The sequence below is a fragment of the Rufibacter roseolus genome (assembly GCF_017916365.1).
In the GTDB taxonomy this organism is placed as follows: domain Bacteria; phylum Bacteroidota; class Bacteroidia; order Cytophagales; family Hymenobacteraceae; genus Nibribacter; species Nibribacter roseolus.
This window is the reverse complement of record NZ_JAFMSU010000001.1, coordinates 1,773,945-1,790,519: the sequence shown is the minus strand read 5'-3', so window position 1 is coordinate 1,790,519 and position 16,575 is coordinate 1,773,945. Positions and strand designations below refer to the sequence as shown.

The 16,575-nt window shown below is 52.6% G+C and carries 12 protein-coding genes; 6 read left to right on the top strand and 6 right to left on the bottom strand.

Going from position 1 to position 16,575, the window contains the following annotated elements; all coding sequences use genetic code 11:
* Nucleotides 1-265 precede the first annotated feature (265 nt).
* The 3 genes from J3P35_RS07030 to J3P35_RS07020 all read right to left on the bottom strand — a co-directional run bounded on the left by J3P35_RS07030 (nucleotide 266) and on the right by J3P35_RS07020 (nucleotide 2,791).
* Nucleotides 266-1,651 (bottom strand): HAMP domain-containing sensor histidine kinase, encoded by a 1,386-nt coding sequence (locus J3P35_RS07030; protein ID WP_210463618.1) that lies wholly within the window; start codon nucleotides 1,649-1,651, stop codon nucleotides 266-268.
* Nucleotides 1,648-2,340, bottom strand: coding sequence for a response regulator transcription factor (locus J3P35_RS07025; protein ID WP_210463617.1), 693 nt, complete (start codon nucleotides 2,338-2,340; stop codon nucleotides 1,648-1,650). Before J3P35_RS07025 ends, J3P35_RS07030 begins: the two co-directional genes overlap by 4 nt.
* Nucleotides 2,341-2,482: 142 nt before the next feature.
* Entirely contained in the window at nucleotides 2,483-2,791 is a 309-nt protein-coding gene (locus J3P35_RS07020; RefSeq protein ID WP_210463616.1) for a DUF3817 domain-containing protein, read from the bottom strand.
* Between the two features lie 278 nt (nucleotides 2,792-3,069).
* On the opposite strand from J3P35_RS07020, the gene dnaE reads away from it, so the two are divergent.
* The 4 genes from dnaE (at nucleotide 3,070) to trxA (ending at nucleotide 8,951) form a co-directional block, all read left to right on the top strand.
* Nucleotides 3,070-6,705 carry a DNA polymerase III subunit alpha gene (gene dnaE / locus J3P35_RS07015; protein ID WP_317195364.1) on the top strand — a complete coding sequence of 1,212 codons (3,636 nt, stop codon included), beginning with the start codon at nucleotides 3,070-3,072 and terminating at the stop codon, nucleotides 6,703-6,705.
* A gap of 369 nt (nucleotides 6,706-7,074) precedes the next feature.
* Nucleotides 7,075-7,416 (top strand): hypothetical protein, encoded by a 342-nt coding sequence (locus J3P35_RS07010; protein WP_210463614.1) that lies wholly within the window; start codon nucleotides 7,075-7,077, stop codon nucleotides 7,414-7,416.
* A 205-nt stretch (nucleotides 7,417-7,621) separates the two neighbouring features.
* Nucleotides 7,622-8,359, top strand: coding sequence for a hypothetical protein (locus tag J3P35_RS07005; protein ID WP_210463613.1), 738 nt, complete (start codon nucleotides 7,622-7,624; stop codon nucleotides 8,357-8,359).
* Between the two features lie 265 nt (nucleotides 8,360-8,624).
* On the top strand, nucleotides 8,625-8,951 hold the full coding sequence (gene trxA, locus J3P35_RS07000; protein WP_149089150.1) for a thioredoxin: 327 nt from the start codon (nucleotides 8,625-8,627) through the stop codon (nucleotides 8,949-8,951).
* Nucleotides 8,952-9,065: 114 nt separating this feature from the next.
* Here trxA and J3P35_RS06995 read toward each other — a convergent pair whose 3' ends face one another.
* The gene (locus J3P35_RS06995; protein WP_210463612.1) at nucleotides 9,066-10,994 is read right to left on the bottom strand and encodes a hypothetical protein; all 1,929 of its coding nucleotides are present in this window, start codon (nucleotides 10,992-10,994) and stop codon (nucleotides 9,066-9,068) included.
* Nucleotides 10,995-11,159: 165 nt separating this feature from the next.
* Here J3P35_RS06995 and J3P35_RS06990 point away from each other — a divergent pair, with 165 nt between their 5' ends.
* Nucleotides 11,160-12,788, top strand: a complete 1,629-nt coding sequence (locus tag J3P35_RS06990; protein ID WP_210463611.1) for a glycosyltransferase family 39 protein — start codon at nucleotides 11,160-11,162, stop codon at nucleotides 12,786-12,788.
* A gap of 167 nt (nucleotides 12,789-12,955) precedes the next feature.
* Here J3P35_RS06990 and J3P35_RS06985 read toward each other — a convergent pair whose 3' ends face one another.
* A complete protein-coding gene (locus tag J3P35_RS06985; protein WP_210463610.1) occupies nucleotides 12,956-13,525 on the bottom strand; it encodes a hypothetical protein in 570 nt (189 codons plus the stop codon).
* A gap of 79 nt (nucleotides 13,526-13,604) precedes the next feature.
* On the opposite strand from J3P35_RS06985, the gene J3P35_RS06980 reads away from it, so the two are divergent.
* Nucleotides 13,605-14,135 carry a DUF4385 domain-containing protein gene (locus J3P35_RS06980; protein ID WP_246850009.1) on the top strand — a complete coding sequence of 177 codons (531 nt, stop codon included), beginning with the start codon at nucleotides 13,605-13,607 and terminating at the stop codon, nucleotides 14,133-14,135.
* Nucleotides 14,136-14,303: 168 nt separating this feature from the next.
* On the opposite strand, the gene J3P35_RS06975 is transcribed toward J3P35_RS06980, so the two are convergent.
* On the bottom strand, nucleotides 14,304-16,541 hold the full coding sequence (locus J3P35_RS06975; RefSeq protein ID WP_210463608.1) for a protein-disulfide reductase DsbD family protein: 2,238 nt from the start codon (nucleotides 16,539-16,541) through the stop codon (nucleotides 14,304-14,306).
* Nucleotides 16,542-16,575 lie beyond the last annotated feature (34 nt).

Below are 16,575 nucleotides of genomic sequence, written 5' to 3'. Positions count from 1 at the left end.
CCTACGGGCGCCACATTAGGCTACTATAAGAGCCAAATTAAAATGCCATTAGAATGAATTCACGTTTTTAATTTTATTCTTATTCAATTGATTATCAAATATTTAAATTATAAAAAACATGAACTAAAAGCTTACAGACAGCAAATTAAATACACCTCAGGAAGGCTTCTTATTAGAAATTAAGTGCAGAAGCGAAGGCAGTTTTTAACCTGTTTTCCAGGAAACGCCTTAAAAACAACCCAAGGCCGGGGCCGGAAAAAGGAACTTAGGAAGAGGCAGAGGCGGGCGCCACGGGCAGCAGAATCCGCATCTCGGTTCCGGCGCCCTCGCGGGTGGAAATGCCAATACTGCCCCGGTGCAGCCGGATGATGTTTAACGCCAGCGGCAAGCCCACACCGTGGCCCTCAAAATCAGTGGTGTTGGAGGCCCTGAAGAATGGCACGAACACGTAAGGCAGTTCCTCCTCGGGAATGCCAATGCCTTTGTCCTGCACCACCACCGTGATGGTGTCGTTCTCGGGCTGGAGCCGCACGGTCACCTCCTGGTTGTGGGAGTACTTACAGGCATTCATCATGATGTTGCTGAGGGCCAGTTTCAGGAGGTTCTCATTGCCCTGCACCTGCAACAGCCGCTCATCTTCGGGCAGCGAGTTATAGTCCAGCCGGATGTTGTTGCCCGGATAAAGCTGGTCGGCAGAGGCTTTCACCAGCCAGAGCAGTTCATCCAGGCGCAGCAGCTCCCAGTTCTGCTTTTTCCCGTCAAAACCGCTTTGGGCCATCCCCAGCAGACTCGCCAGGATGTCACGCAAAACCTGGGCCTCCTGCAGAATCACCTCCACCGATTGGCGCTGCTCCGGGGAAAGGCCGGGCGAGGCCAGGGTGAGTTCTGCCTCGCCTTTGATAATGGTCAAGGGGGTCCTCAGTTCATGCGAGGCGTTGCTCACAAAGTTGTTCTGGGTTTCAAAGGCGGTCTCCAGGCGCGTGAGCATGTCATTGAAGGTCTGGGCCAGCTCGGTGAGTTCGTCTTTGTTGTTGCTCAGCGGCAGGCGCAGGTTTAGGTTCTCGGCGGTGATGCCCTGCACGTTTTTAATGATGTCGCGCACGGGCTTGAAGGTATGCCAGGTAAAGCGACGGCCAATGAGATACACGATTCCCACCAGAATAAGGAAACCCACGATGAGGATCTTGGAGAGTTTGTTTATTTCCTGGAGCCAGAACGGTTCCCGGGCAGACACAGACACCAGGTACGTTTTGCCCCTGGCAAGTTGCAAATGGCCGGCGTAAAAGGTGTGGTCTTTCCGAAAGCGGGCTTTCCCGTTGGTAATGACTTCTTCCACAAACTCAGACGGCAGCCCGGCAAGGTTTTGTTTCCCTATGGAGTTTCCGGCCGGGATCTCCACCAGGTACGTTTTCTCGTCTTTGAGTTTCTCCAGGTATTCCTGGCGCAGTTGCTGTATCTTCTGCCGGTCTGTCACCGAGGTATTGGTCTGCAGGTGCAGATCGGCGGCAATGTTCACCCGGGTCTCCAGGCGTTTGTAGAAATCCTCAAAGGCATAGTGGTTGATGATGCCGTACATGAACCCGCTGAACAGCAGCACCACCATGGAGGTGAGAATAGAGAACAGCAGCGTGGCCCGGGTCTGAATGTTCATGCCTCGGCTCCTACTTTGAGCACATACCCCATGCCTATGATGGTGTGAATGAGCTTGGGCTGAAACTGTTTGTCTATTTTCTTACGGAGATAGTTGATGTACACATCCACTACGTTGGTGCCCAGATTGAAATCTATGTCCCAGACATTCTCCAGAATCTCAATCCTGGACAGCACCAAATCCTGCCGCTGCACCAAAAACTCCAGCAACCGGTACTCAGTGGCCGTTAGGGTGATGGCTTTTCCGGCGCGGGTCACGGTTTTGCTTTGGGTATTGATTTCCAGGTCGGCCACGGTCAGCAGGTGCTTGGAGGAGGTTCCGTTCTGAATGCGACGGGTAAGGGTTCTGATGCGGGCGCCCAGTTCCGCAAAGTCAAAGGGCTTGACCAGGTAATCATCGGCGCCGCTGTCTAGCCCGGTCACAATGTTCTCCGGCGAGTCCAGGGCGGTGAGCATGAGAATGGGCGTGTCCAGCGCGCCTTCCCTAAGTTTCTTGCAGACCTCTAGCCCGCTTATTTCGGGCAGCATGATGTCCAGGATGATCAGGTCGAAGTGAAAGGCCTGCGCCATTTCCAGGCCGGTGGTGCCGTTCATGGCCACACTCACCTGATAGCCCTCCTGTTTCAGACCCCGCTGAAGCATATCGGCGAGCTTGGCCTCATCCTCCACAACTAAAATCTTCTGCCCCATAGACGCGTGTAATTTGGTACTTATTGTATTGAAGGAAAACAACCCGGCGCTAAGGTTGTTTCGCCACTTCCTCTACTGCATGTAATAAAAGCAAGTTACGATTCTGTTTAGAGGCCGATTTCCTACAAAAAGCCCTTAAATGTTAGCGCCCCCGCTCCTCGTTCCCAAGTTTTTTGTCTAGGATAAATGTGCCGAACGGAATAAATGAAGCAACAAACGCGATCACTACCTTCCCGAAGGTCCATTTGTATTTCACCCAAACTTGCAGGAGTAAAATCACAAATAAAGTAAACAGTAACCCGTGCGCCCAGCCCACATATTTTACGGGCTCTTTAATGCCTGCCAAATATTTTATAGGCATGGCTACCAGGAGCAAAACAAGCCAAGAGATACCTTCTAAAATGGCAATGGACCGGAAACGGTTCAGGGGAGTATCAAAAGAGAAATGCATGAGTTTAAATGTTTGAAAACCCAAAGGTACGCCACAAGCGCCTAAACCTCACGCCTATTGCCCAACGGCCGCCAGATAATTGCTTAGGTACCCGGATTTTCAGGCCGGTTCTCCCCTATTCCGTTTAGGGCCTGATTTCCGGAAAACAGGGTAAAAACGCCGATTAAATGGGCAACTTTTCCGCCGCGCTCCGGTGTTTTCTTTGTATCTTCGTAGTCCGTTTCGGGTCCATTTTCAACTCCGGGCCCAAGACTCAGAACTCTTTACTTTTTACCGCTGTGCCAGATTTTTCCCACCTCCATACCCACACCCAGTACTCGTTGCTAGACGGAGCCGCCAGCATTGGCGCGCTCATGAAAAAGGCCTCGGCCGATGGCATGAAAGCCATCGCCATGACCGACCACGGCAACATGTTTGGGGCGTTCAACTTCGTGGCCGAGGCCAACAAGTACAACGTGAAACCCATTGTGGGTTGTGAGTTTTACCTGGTGCAGGACCGTCATCAGAAAAGCTTCTCTAAGGAGCAGAAAGACGTGCGCCACCACCAGTTATTGCTGGCCAAAGACCAGGAAGGCTACCAGAATCTGGCCAAGCTCTGCTCCTACTCCTACATTGACGGTTTGTACAGCAAATGGCCCCGCATTGACAAGGAACTGCTGGTGAAATACCACAAGGGCCTCATCGCCACGTCCTGCTGTATAGGCGCCGAACTTCCGCAGGCCATCCTCTGGAAAGGCGAGGAAGAAGCCGAGAAGTTGCTCAAATGGTGGCTGGATCTGTTCGGAGACGATTTCTACATTGAGATTCAGCGCCACGGCCTCATGAACATTGACGGTACCGGCCTGTCTCAGGAAGACGTGAACCAGGTGCTGCTCAAGTGGGCCATCAAATACAACGTCAAGGTCATCTGTACCAACGACTCCCACTACGTGGAGAAATCTGACTGGAACGCGCACGACATTCTGCTGTGCGTGAATACCGGCGAGCAGGAAACCGTGCCCGTAGGCGATTTCCAGACGCAGTACTTTAGAATGATGTCGGGTAGCGGCGAGGTGATCTATGACACCTTAACTAACATCCGGAACACCTACGGAGGCGACGAGAACGTGCGCCGCATGTTGTACCGCATTGAAGAAGAGCAACAGAAACCACGTCCGCAAGACCGCTTCGGGTTCCCCAATGACCAGTTCTACTTCAAGAACCAGGCAGAGATGAACCAGCTGTTCGCTGATGTTCCGTTTGCCGTAGACAACACCAACGAGATCGTAGACAAGATCACGCCGCCCAAGCTGCAGCGCGACATCCTGTTGCCCAACTTCCCGCTTCCTCCGGAGCACCCCACCGCCGACTTGTTCCTGCGCCACCTCACCTTTGAAGGGGCAAAAAAACGGTACCATGAAATCACTCCGGAGGTAGAGGAACGCCTGAACTATGAGTTGGGCATTATTGAAACCATGGGTTTTGCGGGGTACTTCCTCATCACCCAGGACTTCATCAACAAAGGCCGCAGCATGGGTGTGGCGGTTGGTCCGGGCCGGGGATCGGCGGCTGGTTCCGCGGTGGCTTACTGCGTGGGGATCACCAACATCGACCCTATCAAGTACTCGTTGCTGTTTGAGCGTTTCCTCAACCCGGAGCGGGTGTCCATGCCCGATATTGATATTGACTTTGATGACGTGAACCGCCAGCGCGTAATTGACTACGTGGTAGACAAGTACGGAAAAACGCAGGTGGCCCAGATCATCACTTTCGGTACCATGGCCGCCAAGTCGTCTATCAAAGACGTAGCTCGCGTGTTGGATCTTCCGCTTTCCGAGGCGAACGAACTGGCCAAAATGGTACCGGAAGCCCCGGGCACCACGCTGGCCAAAGCCTTTATTGAATCGCCGGAACTGGCTGCCATCCGGGACGGCAACGATTTAAAAGCCAGAACCCTGAAACTAGCCGAAAAGCTGGAAGGCTCGGTGCGGAACACCGGTATCCACGCGGCGGGGGTGATCATCGCGCCCGATGATATTACCAACTACATTCCGGTGTCTACCTCCAAAGACTCTGACCTCTTGGTGACGCAGTTTGACGGAAAGGTGATTGAGAGCGCGGGCATGCTGAAGATGGACTTTTTGGGCCTGAAGACCCTGTCCATCCTGAAAGATGCCATGGCCCTCATTAAGCGGAACCACGGCGTGGAAATAGACATCGACAACATTCCGCTGGACGATGAGAAAACCTACGCCCTTTACCAGCGCGGCGATACCATCGGGACGTTCCAGTTCGAGTCTGAGGGGATGCGCATGTACCTCAAGGACCTGAAGCCGACCAACATCGAAGACTTAATTGCCATGAACGCCTTGTACCGTCCGGGCCCGATGCAGTTCATCCCGAACTTCATCAACCGGAAGCAAGGCAAGGAAGAGGTGGAATACCCGCACATCCTTTTGGAGCCGCTCTTGAAAAACACCTACGGCATCATGGTGTACCAGGAGCAGATCATGCAGACGGCACAGGTTCTGGCGGGCTACTCCCTGGGCGGTGCCGACTTGCTGCGCCGCGCGATGGGTAAGAAGGACATGAAGAAAATGGCCCAGGAGCGCGAAAAATTCGTGGCCGGAGCCAAAGAGATTCATAATATCCCCGCCAAGCACGCCTCCGAGGTGTTTGACGTGATGGAGAAGTTCGCGCAGTACGGCTTCAACCGCTCGCACTCCGCCGCTTACTCCGTGGTCGCTTACCAGACCGGTTATCTCAAGGCGCATTACCCCGCCGAATACATGGCCGCTGTGCTGACCCACAACATGAACGACATCAAGAAGGTGACGTTCTTTATTGAGGAAGCGCGCAAGCAGCAGATTCAGGTACTGGGTCCTGATGTGAATGAATCCATCCACCAGTTCAACGTGAACCAGCAGGGACAGATCCGTTTCGGGATGGGGGCCGTAAAAGGCACCGGTGAAGCCGCCGTGGAAGCCATTATTGAGGAACGCGAGAAGAACGGCCCGTACACCGATATCTTTGACTTCGCGAAACGCGTGAACCTGCGCGCCGTGAACAAGAAAACCTTTGAAAGCCTGGCCCAGGCCGGTGCCTTTGACTCGTTTGAGCGCTACCACCGCGCCCAGTACTTAGAGACACCCGAAGGCGAAAGCATCAACCTGATTGAAAAGGCCGTGCGCTTCGGGAACCAGTTCCAGGCCGAGAAGAACGCGGCCCAGCAGTCGCTCTTCGGCGGAGGCGGTGCCGTAGACATGCCCTTACCGAAGGTACCGGACGTACAGCCCTGGACGTTGACCGAGATGCTGCGCCGCGAGAAAGAGGTAATCGGCTTCTACCTCTCAGGACACCCGCTGGACCAGTTCAAACTGGAAATTGACTCGTACTGCACCTGCAGCCTGGACCGCATTGCCGAGTTCAAGAACCGCGATGTGAACGTGGCGGGCATCATCAGCAACGTGGTCATGCGCACCGGTAAAAACGGCAACCCGTTCCTGCTCTTCTCTTTGGAGGATTATGACAACACCATGGGCTTAGCCCTGTTCGGAGAAGATTTCGTGAAGTTCTCGCCCTACGTGAAAGAAGGCATGTACCTGTTCATCCGGGCCAAAGTGACGCTGCGCTACAAGTCTGAGGACCAGTGGGAGTTGAAGCCTATCTCCATGCAGCTGCTTTCAGATGTAGCTGACAAAATGGCCAAAGGCGTGCGCATGGATATTGACATCCGGAACATCAACGCTATGCTCATTGATCGCCTGGAGGAAGCCGCCATCAACAGCCCTGGCCAAAAGAAACTAGAATTGGTCTTAACGGAGCCTGGCGAAAGACTTTCCGTGGAACTGTTCTCCCGCCGTTACCGCATTGACCCCAAGGCTTTCCTGAACAACGTGAAAGACTTGGAAGTGGCGACTTGCCAGTTGATTTAATCAGTAGCAGGTAGCACGGATCAAGTAACATGACCTTGTGAAAGCCCCACCATAGAAGCAGTTCATGGTGGGGCTTTCTGTTTTGGGGCTGTTTTGGGAAAACTAGGCGATAAGCGTAAATTAACCCTCACCCTAGGATTTTTATTTTAATCAGCTTCTTCAGCCTTCTGATTTTTAAAAATAAAAGGCTGGCCTGTATTAGCTTAGGGATTGGAGAGACAAATTCACTCCCAACTTCGAAAACTACTTGTGAAAAAACTTACAATTATACTCCCTTTATTCTTTCTGTTATACCTACCAACAGCGGCTTGTCAAGCTATTGGAGATACTACCCTGTATTTATATTATAGGTCTGGCATGGCTGGGGAAATGAAGGGAGACACTCGGCGCTACTATCCTGAAGAAAAGCTGGATCGCCAAGAAACCAGCTATGCCTTCTCTGGCGCTCTTTACGATGAATTTCCGATTGAATTCATCTCCTACAAACGGGAACTGAACACCAAAATTATCTCAGGTCGAGAGTTGAAACGGTTACCCGTGGTGACTATTGACCAGCTGCGGGAGTTCATAGCGGCCAGCTTCCCTAAGTTCTACGGCGGCTATGATAGTGGCGCCTACTTTGGCAAGCTTAGGAAAATCTACATTGTGGAGCACATAAACAGGAGAAAAGCCACGGTGACTGAGGTTATCTTCAACATCACCCGGGAGTGAGACCGTTCAGGTAAAATAACTCTACAGAACCAAAAGAACACCTATCAGGAAGTTCAACCGAGGTGCCCTTCATTGGTTGGGATTCTTATTTTAGGGCTGTTTTGGAGAAAACAGGCAATAAAGGAAAAGCAATTCCTTTGAACATATTACTTTATAGTATTTCTTCTATATTTCCTAAGCACTTCTGAACCAAAGTGGTACCGCCATGCGCCTCTCCCTTACCCTCAAAAACACCACTGCGTTTCTGGCGCTTTTGTTTATCTGCCATGAGCTGCACGAACTGGTTCATATTCTTGCCGGGTATTTTCTGTGCGGCTGCTTTGGGGAGCGGGACTTTGAGGGATGGGAGGTTTGTACAGCCTGTCCACCCACTGTTACCATTCCCTGGATCACCTTTGCAGGGCCATTCCTTACCTATGGGCTCATGTGGGTGGCTTTCTGGCTCATGTCCTCCCGTAAAACAGCGAGGCAACAGGTTCTGGGATGGGCCTTGCTGTTTGCCAATCTGCCGCTGGGGCGTATTCTGCCGGTGCTGGACCGAGAGGGAGATGAATCCTTTATCACCCGTCAGATTATCCAGAAAACGTCTATGACGGTGATGTCCTGGGGTACGGAGATGGCCATTGTGTTCCTGCTCACCGTTCCGGTGCTGATCAGGGCCTGGCAGTTGCTGCACCCCAGGTACCGGTTCTTCGTCTTTGTGGGCTTTTTGACGGTCCCGCTGCTGGCAGAATCAGTGTTGATGAACAGGCTGGCCAATGGGCTACTCCACAAAGGTGTCTTAGCTGGTGAGGGAATCCTGGGAAGCCCGGTGCTGGTGAATGTCTGGAATGCCCTGTGGCTGCTGGTTCTGGGGCTTACCTTCCGGCATTTGCCTACGCTGCTTACCGGGGCAGAAAAGAAGCCTGAACCGGCCAGGAAGGTACTGGAAGAGGCCTCCTGAAAAGGCAGAAGCCTGTCCACAGAGGCCAAAAGCTCCGCCATTCTGTCATTTAAGCTTCTTTCTTCCTCAGCCCCAACCTTTTCCTTATGATTCAGTAGATATACTAGGTTTTTGGCCCGCTTTTCAGAAACCGATGCTAAAACGGTATCCTCTAGGATAGCGGCAAACATGACACAAAAGCGTTAGATTTACTGTTGCATTGGAGTTGGTTCTATTTTTGAACTGAGACTTTCATCATTCATGATACTTATATAAACAGACAATTATGGCACATAAAGCAATCGAGATCACCGATGCGAACTTCGAGGAGATCATCAATTCAGATAAACCTGTTCTGGTAGACTTTTGGGCAGAGTGGTGCGGACCTTGCCGCATGGTAGGCCCAGTAGTAGAAGAACTGGCCGGCGACTATGAAGGTCGTGTGGTGGTAGGAAAAGTAGACGTGGACGCTAACCCACAGACTTCCGCCAAATTCGGTATCCGTAGCATCCCAACCCTGTTGGTTTTCAAAAACGGACAAGTAGTAGACAAACAAGTAGGTGCTGTTCCTAAAAACGTGTTGGCCCAGAAATTAGAAGGCCAGTTAGCGTAAGCATTACCTGCTTTAATATAACGAAGAAAGCCGCTCCTTTTCAGGGGCGGCTTTCTTATTTTAGGCCTGTTTTAAGTAAAACAGGCCTAAAGGAGACTGTGAGGTTTTCTTTGGCTAGTCACAGCCGCAGAGGTTCTTCTCGGCGGCACAGATATCGGCGTAGCCTTGATCCAGGCGCCGCAGGAGACCACTGAGGCGCTGGTTATGCTCTTTTACAGGGTCCAGTTTCATCTCAGTGGGTGGTGTTTTCTGGGCAGTTTCCAGATCACCTACTACTTTCCGGAGCTCCAGTTTCTTCTCGTACAAACGCTGCACATACTCAGGCAGGGCCTCAGCAGGGTATTGGGTTTTGAAGGCATTGTCCATGCAGGCGTCCTGCTTCAGGTATGCCAGGATTTTGCGCTCCACCTGTTGGTTCAGGTCCAGTAAGCGGGCTTTTTCCTTTTCCAGTTGCTGCTCATCCAGGCGCTGGTTGAACAGGCGAGCAGCCTGCTTCACCTCCTCCCGGCAGGTGCGGCATTTGGTGGAGTTCGCTTTCTCCAGCAGGTTGTTCCTGAAACTGATGTTCTCCTCCGTTGGCGCCATGTCACGCAGGCGCGATACCTCTTTGGCGTACACATCATTGTACAGGGTAGACTCCAGCCGGTTCAGGTGCCGTGACAAGCCTTCGCCCTCCAGCGTACTGGCCAGGAACTCGGGGTTGGGCAGCTCCACTGAGTACAGTTTGTTCAGGTACTGCTCGCGTTGCGCCACAGAGTAGGTTTTGGCCTGCTCCTGGTCCAGGTCCAGAAGGGTGTTCACCATTTCCTTGCCGTTTTTCAGGTTGAAGTCAGATTCCATGTAGCTGTCGGCGTTGGCCAGGATGGAGTTGTACTCGCTCTTGAAAATACGCTGGTAGGTGTAGTTGCGGGAGAACTCGCGCTCGCGCTGATAGGCCAGCGTTTTCAGGCGTTTGTAGTCCTGCACCACCGCAAACATGGTCTTGGCGTTGGCCTCGGGGCTGTTGTTTTTGTAGTTCAGGCGATAGTTGTTCAGGTTCTGTTTCAGGTCGCTGAAGTTGCGCAGGAACTCCACAAACAGCTTTTCCTGCTTGTAGGCGTCTTCGGTGACCAGGCCGGCGGCAAAGGCCTGCTCTATCCGGATGCGGCGTTTCTCAATGGTCTCAGAGGTGATGTCGCTGCCGGTGAGGGCATCCATCTTGTAGAGCGATTTGTAGTTGGCCACCACCAGCACCGGGTAATCTTTGAAGTTGAGGGCAGCCTCTAGTTTCTGGCGCTCAAAACCCTGCGGGCTGTTGCTCAGCAATTCGGTGAGCCGAACCGTGCGTAAAGCGGGCAATTTTGCGAAAGAGGGCACAAACACGTACACCCGCACCGAGTGCAGCCGCGTGTCAAAGTTCTGCCCTTCGTAAAGCCTGATGGTAGAACTGAATTTATATTCCTTGCGCTGGGCGGCGTTTCTGATGAGGTTCCCGAACTCGCCCACCAGAGACAGCATGGCCGCCTGCGGGGTCATCAGTTTGGAGATGTTGGTGAGTTGGTTGGCGATGAGGCTGAAGAAAACCTCACGGCTGTCTGAGGTGAACAGTTTGGCCTCTACGGTAGCGTCTATGTTGCGCTCATCGGCGGCCAGGGGCAGCTTGTCGATGATCCGGATGGCCTCAATGTTATCGGAGATGCGCGAGGAGTAGTTTTTGTTATTGTTAGCCGGCTCAATGGCAAAATTGTACAATGGGTACACCACCGGCTCCTGCCCGAAAAGCTTGGCGTTCTTGAGCTGCGCCGAGATAAAAAGCGACTCCAGGTTGATGTAGTCGCGGCGGCGGGCTTTGGTGGTACCCTGTTCCAGCTCGTTGATGACCCGGGAGAACTGCCCGGGGTTGAACAGGTACATGTCGGTGGTTAGGTACTGCCACTCATCGGTGAACTCAAACTTATCTAAGTAGTTGTAGCCCAAACGGGTCTGGATCATGTCCTGTGCCTGGCCCGTGAAGGCGCACAGCACCAGAAAAAGCAGCAGGAAGCGGGTAAGGCTTGACTTCATGTATGCACTGGTTTTGGTATCTGTTCCTGGATAACGCAGGTTGGTGGCCTGAACGCGTGTCTCTACCACAAAGTTCGCTCCTAAATTGCCCATTGCCAAAGGAATAGCCTGTTGCTTTGTGTATTCTTTCTCCCGACCTTTCCTTTTCAAAGAATACTACAAACAGTGCCCCAGCTTTTTTCCCTGTTTCAGCGCACGCTCTCCTCTCCCCGCTTCTGGTTCCTGGCCGTAATTGGCTTTACCCTGGCTTATTTCTTTCTGGCACACGAAGGCTTTTACTACGGAGACGATTACTCCTACAGCCTCTATGCCCACCAGCTGCTGCATGGCGGCTTCCACTTTGACGATTACTCTTTCTGCCATCGGTTCATGGTGTTTGTGCCTACAGCCTTGTTTTATTGGCTATGGGGCATGAACGTGTACACCACTACCTTTTGGCCCCTCCTATGCACCCTGGGCACGCTGCTCTTGCTGTATCTCACCTTCCGGAAAACCCATCCGGTGGCCACCAGTTGGGCTCTGGTGCTACTAGGCCTGTATTACTTCCAGCTGAACACCGTCAACTACCTGTACCCAGACAACATCCTGCTGTTTTTCACCACGGCCTGCCTGTTGGTGCTGTACAAAGCCAGAAACCCATTCCCAACCGCCAAACAGGAAATCTTCTGGGGCATAACCTTCGCCGGCCTCAACCTGCTGGCTTTTCTCACCAAAGAGACCATTGTCTATTCGGTTCCTTTCTACCTGTGCCTTTTGGTAGTGCAAGTAATTAAGCGGGAGAACCTGCGGTTTTGGCTAGCTGCCGGGATCACAGGGATACTTCTTCTGGCGGGATATTTCCTCCTATACAAGATTTTCTCCGGCGATGCCCTGCAAAGGTTCAAAGACATAGCCACAGCCGGAAGGGCAGACACCGGGGAGGAATATTTCGCTTCCCGTGCCGCTTCGCTGTTGCCACGGCTTACGATTGGGCCACTGCTGTTCTTCGTGGGTTCTGGCTTGGCTTTCCCGGTGGCTTTTGCAATAACAGTGCTCTTCAGCAACAGAAGTGGTTCCCTCCGGCTATCTCACTCGCTTACCTTCTGGGCCCTAGCCGCCCTTAGCATGCTGCTGCCCATCTGGTTTGGATCCGTTTCCCTGGACTACTACAAACCCATGCCGCTGTTGCCGCGCATGTTTCACCCGCTGCTTCCTGCCTTCTGCCTGGTGGCCGGTTTGGCCTTAGAGCAAACCTGGGGAAAACGCTCAAAATTTCTCCTGCTGACCCTGCTTTTTGGCGCTTGTGCTTTGCTCTCAGATCAGAAGATGATGGTGATGTATGCGCCACTGGCCCTTTTCTTTGCCGGGTTGTTTCTTTGGGATCGGCCGTGGCCACATTGGCTGGGGTTAGTGGCAGTAGCAGGCGTATTAGCCATTAGACCAGTTTACTTTATGCTGAAACCGACGGTCTCCTATTATTTTGAGCAGAAGGAAATAGTTGACCAACACCTAAACCACCCACAAGGGAAGTATATGGTGCTTATGGATTCAGTAATGCTTGACCGTTATGAGTATTTCTATGGCTTTGATGTACCCAGGAACTACACTTTCCAAGGCTACACTGATCCTGCCGCCCTCAAGCCACAATCAGTTGACACCATATTCCTTTTAATCAATAACGGGGTACTGGAACATCCTGAGTTGATGATCCGGCAACGGGAAAAAGACATTCTCCCACTTTTCCCCTCGGTAAAGCTTCTAGACAAGAAAGGAAAGGTGAAACTTTTCGTGTTACCCAAAGACAGCTTAAGATAAAAGCAAAAAGGCCGGATTCATTTCCGGCCTTTTTTATTGAAAGTAACTCTAACACAAGCTCAACCAAGAATCACTCCTTAGTATAAAGCAACAACCGCAATTCTCAAATCTTCACATCTCCCAATCTACACATTAACACATCAGCACATTGAACAATTAGCACATTACTACTGCCCTGCCTGCTCTTTCTTGATGCGTTGGTAATCTCTCAGATCTGCTTTGTTCTCCATAGCCACATACTCTGCCTGGAGAGCTTTGATCTTGGTGGCGTGCCGTAGGATAATGTCACCGTGGAGGGCGCGCTCGCGGTCATTCAGGCGTTTGTAGATGGCGTTAGCGTAGTCCCAGTCCTCGGTGGTCCAGACTTCTTTGCGGGCGCGCACCTGCTGCAGGAAATGGACATAGGCGTCCCGGATACTGTCGGCCGATAACTGGGACAAGTTGCGGTAGTCGCCTAGTAGTTCCCTTTCCATCTGCGCCTGCTTTCCGGCTACGGGGCCGCGGGCTTCCCTCAATTTACGCTCGGCACGCTGCCTGGCCAGGGCTCTGCCGGCCTCCTTCAGTTCATCTTTGGTTTTGACGGCGGCGGCATTGGCTTTTTCGTCCAGTTTGTCCAGTTCGCGGGAGGCCATCTCCTTGCGTTGGTTAGGCGTGGTGTCACAGGCGGTCAGCAGCAGCGTGAGCAGCAGGCAGGGAACCGCCATCAGGTTTATGGAAAACAGATTTGCTCGTTTCATAGTAAAACAGGAATGTAGTCACCTCCCATACGCAAGCCAAGGCAGATTGGGTGCTATTGAATGGCTGGCGCAAATGTACATGGCAAAAAACGGTTTCAACTATTCCCTGGACTTCAAAACCACCGATTTCCGGCAACATCCCGAGTTGTACCGGGTAGGAGTGGGCGAGCAAGGCGTGTTGCTGGTGGAACCCTATAAAAGCGAGATCCTGCCCCACTGGCGGTTCAGGAATGTGGAGGTAGCGCAGACCTCGGCCGAGAAAATCTACGGGCTGTTTGAGGCGTACCTGGCCCAGCATGATTTTGTAGGCGCCGACATGGCCCGCAAGTTCCTGCAGATGGGTTTCACGCGCGCGCGCCGCTACGCCAACCACAAAGGCGGCCGCAAATACACACCCTCGCCAGAGGCGCACAACGAAGGCTTGCCCTATCCTTATTCCTCGGGCAGCGCCCACAAAGGAAATGAGGTTCTCCCGCAGGAGTCAGACGCCCTCACCAATGAGAAAGCGCAGGCCGCCGCCATTTTCAAAGACTATTGGTTCAAAGCCAAAGACCACCCCGAGTACCTTCGGCAGAAACAGGGGTTCCGGGACAGATACTATGAGAAGTAGTTTCACGCTTATTTTCTCAAAAAGGGGCGCAAAACGCCGCAGCTCTGGTCAGGAGTGAAAGAGAAGGCTTGGCCAGACCAAAAAACTGGGCCTCTGTTTTGAAGCTGTTTCCTGTGAAACACCCGCAAAACAGAAGCCCAAAAGGTATTGGAGTTTCTGAAGCTCAATCTACATCACCGGCTGCTTACGCGCTTTGTAGGCCGCTACGCCGGCATCCAGGAATTTGATGAAGTTCTGCACGTTGGGCTCGTAGGCGATGGGCGTTACCAGGGGGTTCTCGCTGCCGTCCATGAGCACGTAGTAAGGCTGCGCATTCACGTTGAACTTGGTGATCTGGTAATCGGCGTACTTCTTGCCCAAGGTGGTTTTCTGTTTCTGGTCGTAGGTGCTGGTATACCACTCGCTCTGGGGCAGTTCGCTCTTGTCATCCACGTATAGGGCCACAATCACGAAGTTCTCGCGAAGGCGTTTCAGCACCTCGGGGTCTGACCACACGTTGGCTTCCATCTCACGGCAGTTCACGCAGCCGTGGCCGGTAAAATCCACGAAGATAGGTTTGCCTTGTTCCTCAGAGCATTTCTTGGCCTGTTCCAGGTCAAAGTAGCCTTGGAGGTTGTGGGGCAGTTTAAGGAAATCGGCGTACTTGGGTTGCTCACAGATGGTGCTGGCGGTGCTTCCGCCCGACGACATACCGGCAGTGAGATTGAAGTCCTGCGTGGCCTGCGGCGGCAGGTACCCGGACAGCGCTTTCAAAGGCGCCCCGAACAAACCAGGCACCATGTACACCACAAAGCCAAACGTTGCAACGGCCATCAACAGCCGGGGTACCCCTAAATAGGGCAAGTCTGAGTCATGGGAGAATTTGAGTTTGCCCAACAGATAAAACCCCATAAGGGTGAAAATCACGATCCACAAAGCCAGGTACACTTCCCGGTCCAGTAGCCGCCAGTGGTACACCTGGTCGGCGATGCTCAGGAATTTAAGCGCCAGCGCCAGCTCAATGAACCCCAGGCAAACCTTCACCGAGTTCAACCAGCCACCAGATTTGGGCAAAGAACTAAGCCAGTTGGGGAAAACCGCAAACAAGGTAAACGGCAGCGCGAAGGCCATGGAATAAGCAAACATGCCGGAGATAGGCTTCAACGTCTCCCCGCCCGCCGACATCACCAGGATGGAACCTACAATGGGACCGGTGCAGGAAAAAGACACCAGCACCAGCGTAATGGCCATGAAAAACACACCGTAGTAACCTCCTTTATCAGCTTGGGCATCGGCTTTGTTCACTAACCAGTGCGGCAACGTGATCTCAAACATGCCCAAGAAAGACATGGCAAACAGCAGGAACACCACAAAGAACAGCAGGTTAGGAAACCAGTGCGTGCTCAGGAAATTGGCTACCTCAGGACCGGCCAGTTTAGACACCAAGGTACCAATGAGGGTATAGAAAGCGATGATGGACAAGCCGTAGACCAAAGCCTTGATAATACCCTTGAAACGGTTCGCGCTTCCGCCGGTGAAGAAGGTCACGGTCATAGGTATCATAGGAAACACACAAGGCGTGAGCAAAGCCACCAATCCCGACAGGAAGGCCCCGATCATAAACTCCCATAAACCAATAGGCGCCGCTTGCCCATCTGAAGCCATAGCCATTCCGGCCAGATCAGCTTTAGGTTGCGGGTTAACCGAAGCCACGGCGCGGTTGCTGTCGCTGGCCTGGGGAAAAGCGGTAGTCGAGACATCGGAGGTTAGCCCGGAAGTATCTGTTGACAACGCTGTAGCCGATGGTGCGATGGGTGCTACCGTACCGGAGGTTGGCGCATTGGTACCGTTTCCGCCCGCGGGTGATGAAGCGTTTGGCGCAGAGCCGCCTTTATTGGCGCCGGCATCTGGGGCGGGGGTGTTCGTAGCAGGCGCTGCCCCGGGCAATACCTTTATCTGAGCGAAATTAAAATCGCCCTCCCCTGGAATACACTGGCCGTTCACCTCAGAGCAAACCTGGAACTCATAGTTTCCTTTTACCACCAATGTGGGCTGCAATACCTTTATCCTCTGCCGGAACTGGGCCGTTTTGGTAAAATAAGTGTACTCGCCGCCCCAGGTCTGGTCAAACTTCTTCTTGGGGTTCACCGGTTTAATCTTGCCTACCAGCGCATAAGAAGGATGCTTCTGGAAAGTAAAGGTGGTTACAATCGGCCCCAAGTCAGGGTCAAAGTCTGAGGAGTAGAGATACCACTCCGGAATAATTTTGACGTTGAAGATGAGTTCCACCTCCTCGCCTACCTTCACTTCTTGGGCAGACACGTCATAACTCCAGGTAGAAGGTTTGAGCACCTGGGCCTGGGCCGCAATGACCAAAAACAGCAAAGGCAGCAGCAAAGGCACAACGCGTTTCCAAACAATTATCATTTGATTTTCAGCTTCTGGTAAAGAGTGGCAAATT

Bases quoted from the DNA above. Each gene is read 5' to 3' on its own strand.
- J3P35_RS07030 (WP_210463618.1), bottom strand. From the start codon at position 1,651: ATGAACATTCAGACCCGGGCCACGCTGCTGTTCTCTATTCTCACCTCC.
- J3P35_RS07025 (WP_210463617.1), bottom strand. From the start codon at position 2,340: ATGGGGCAGAAGATTTTAGTTGTGGAGGATGAGGCCAAGCTCGCCGAT.
- J3P35_RS07020 (WP_210463616.1), bottom strand. From the start codon at position 2,791: ATGCATTTCTCTTTTGATACTCCCCTGAACCGTTTCCGGTCCATTGCC.
- J3P35_RS07010 (WP_210463614.1), top strand. From the start codon at position 7,075: ATGAAGGGAGACACTCGGCGCTACTATCCTGAAGAAAAGCTGGATCGC.
- J3P35_RS07005 (WP_210463613.1), top strand. From the start codon at position 7,622: ATGCGCCTCTCCCTTACCCTCAAAAACACCACTGCGTTTCTGGCGCTT.
- trxA (WP_149089150.1), top strand. From the start codon at position 8,625: ATGGCACATAAAGCAATCGAGATCACCGATGCGAACTTCGAGGAGATC.
- J3P35_RS06995 (WP_210463612.1), bottom strand. From the start codon at position 10,994: ATGAAGTCAAGCCTTACCCGCTTCCTGCTGCTTTTTCTGGTGCTGTGC.
- J3P35_RS06985 (WP_210463610.1), bottom strand. From the start codon at position 13,525: ATGAAACGAGCAAATCTGTTTTCCATAAACCTGATGGCGGTTCCCTGC.
- J3P35_RS06980 (WP_246850009.1), top strand. From the start codon at position 13,605: ATGGCAAAAAACGGTTTCAACTATTCCCTGGACTTCAAAACCACCGAT.
- J3P35_RS06975 (WP_210463608.1), bottom strand. From the start codon at position 16,541: ATGATAATTGTTTGGAAACGCGTTGTGCCTTTGCTGCTGCCTTTGCTG.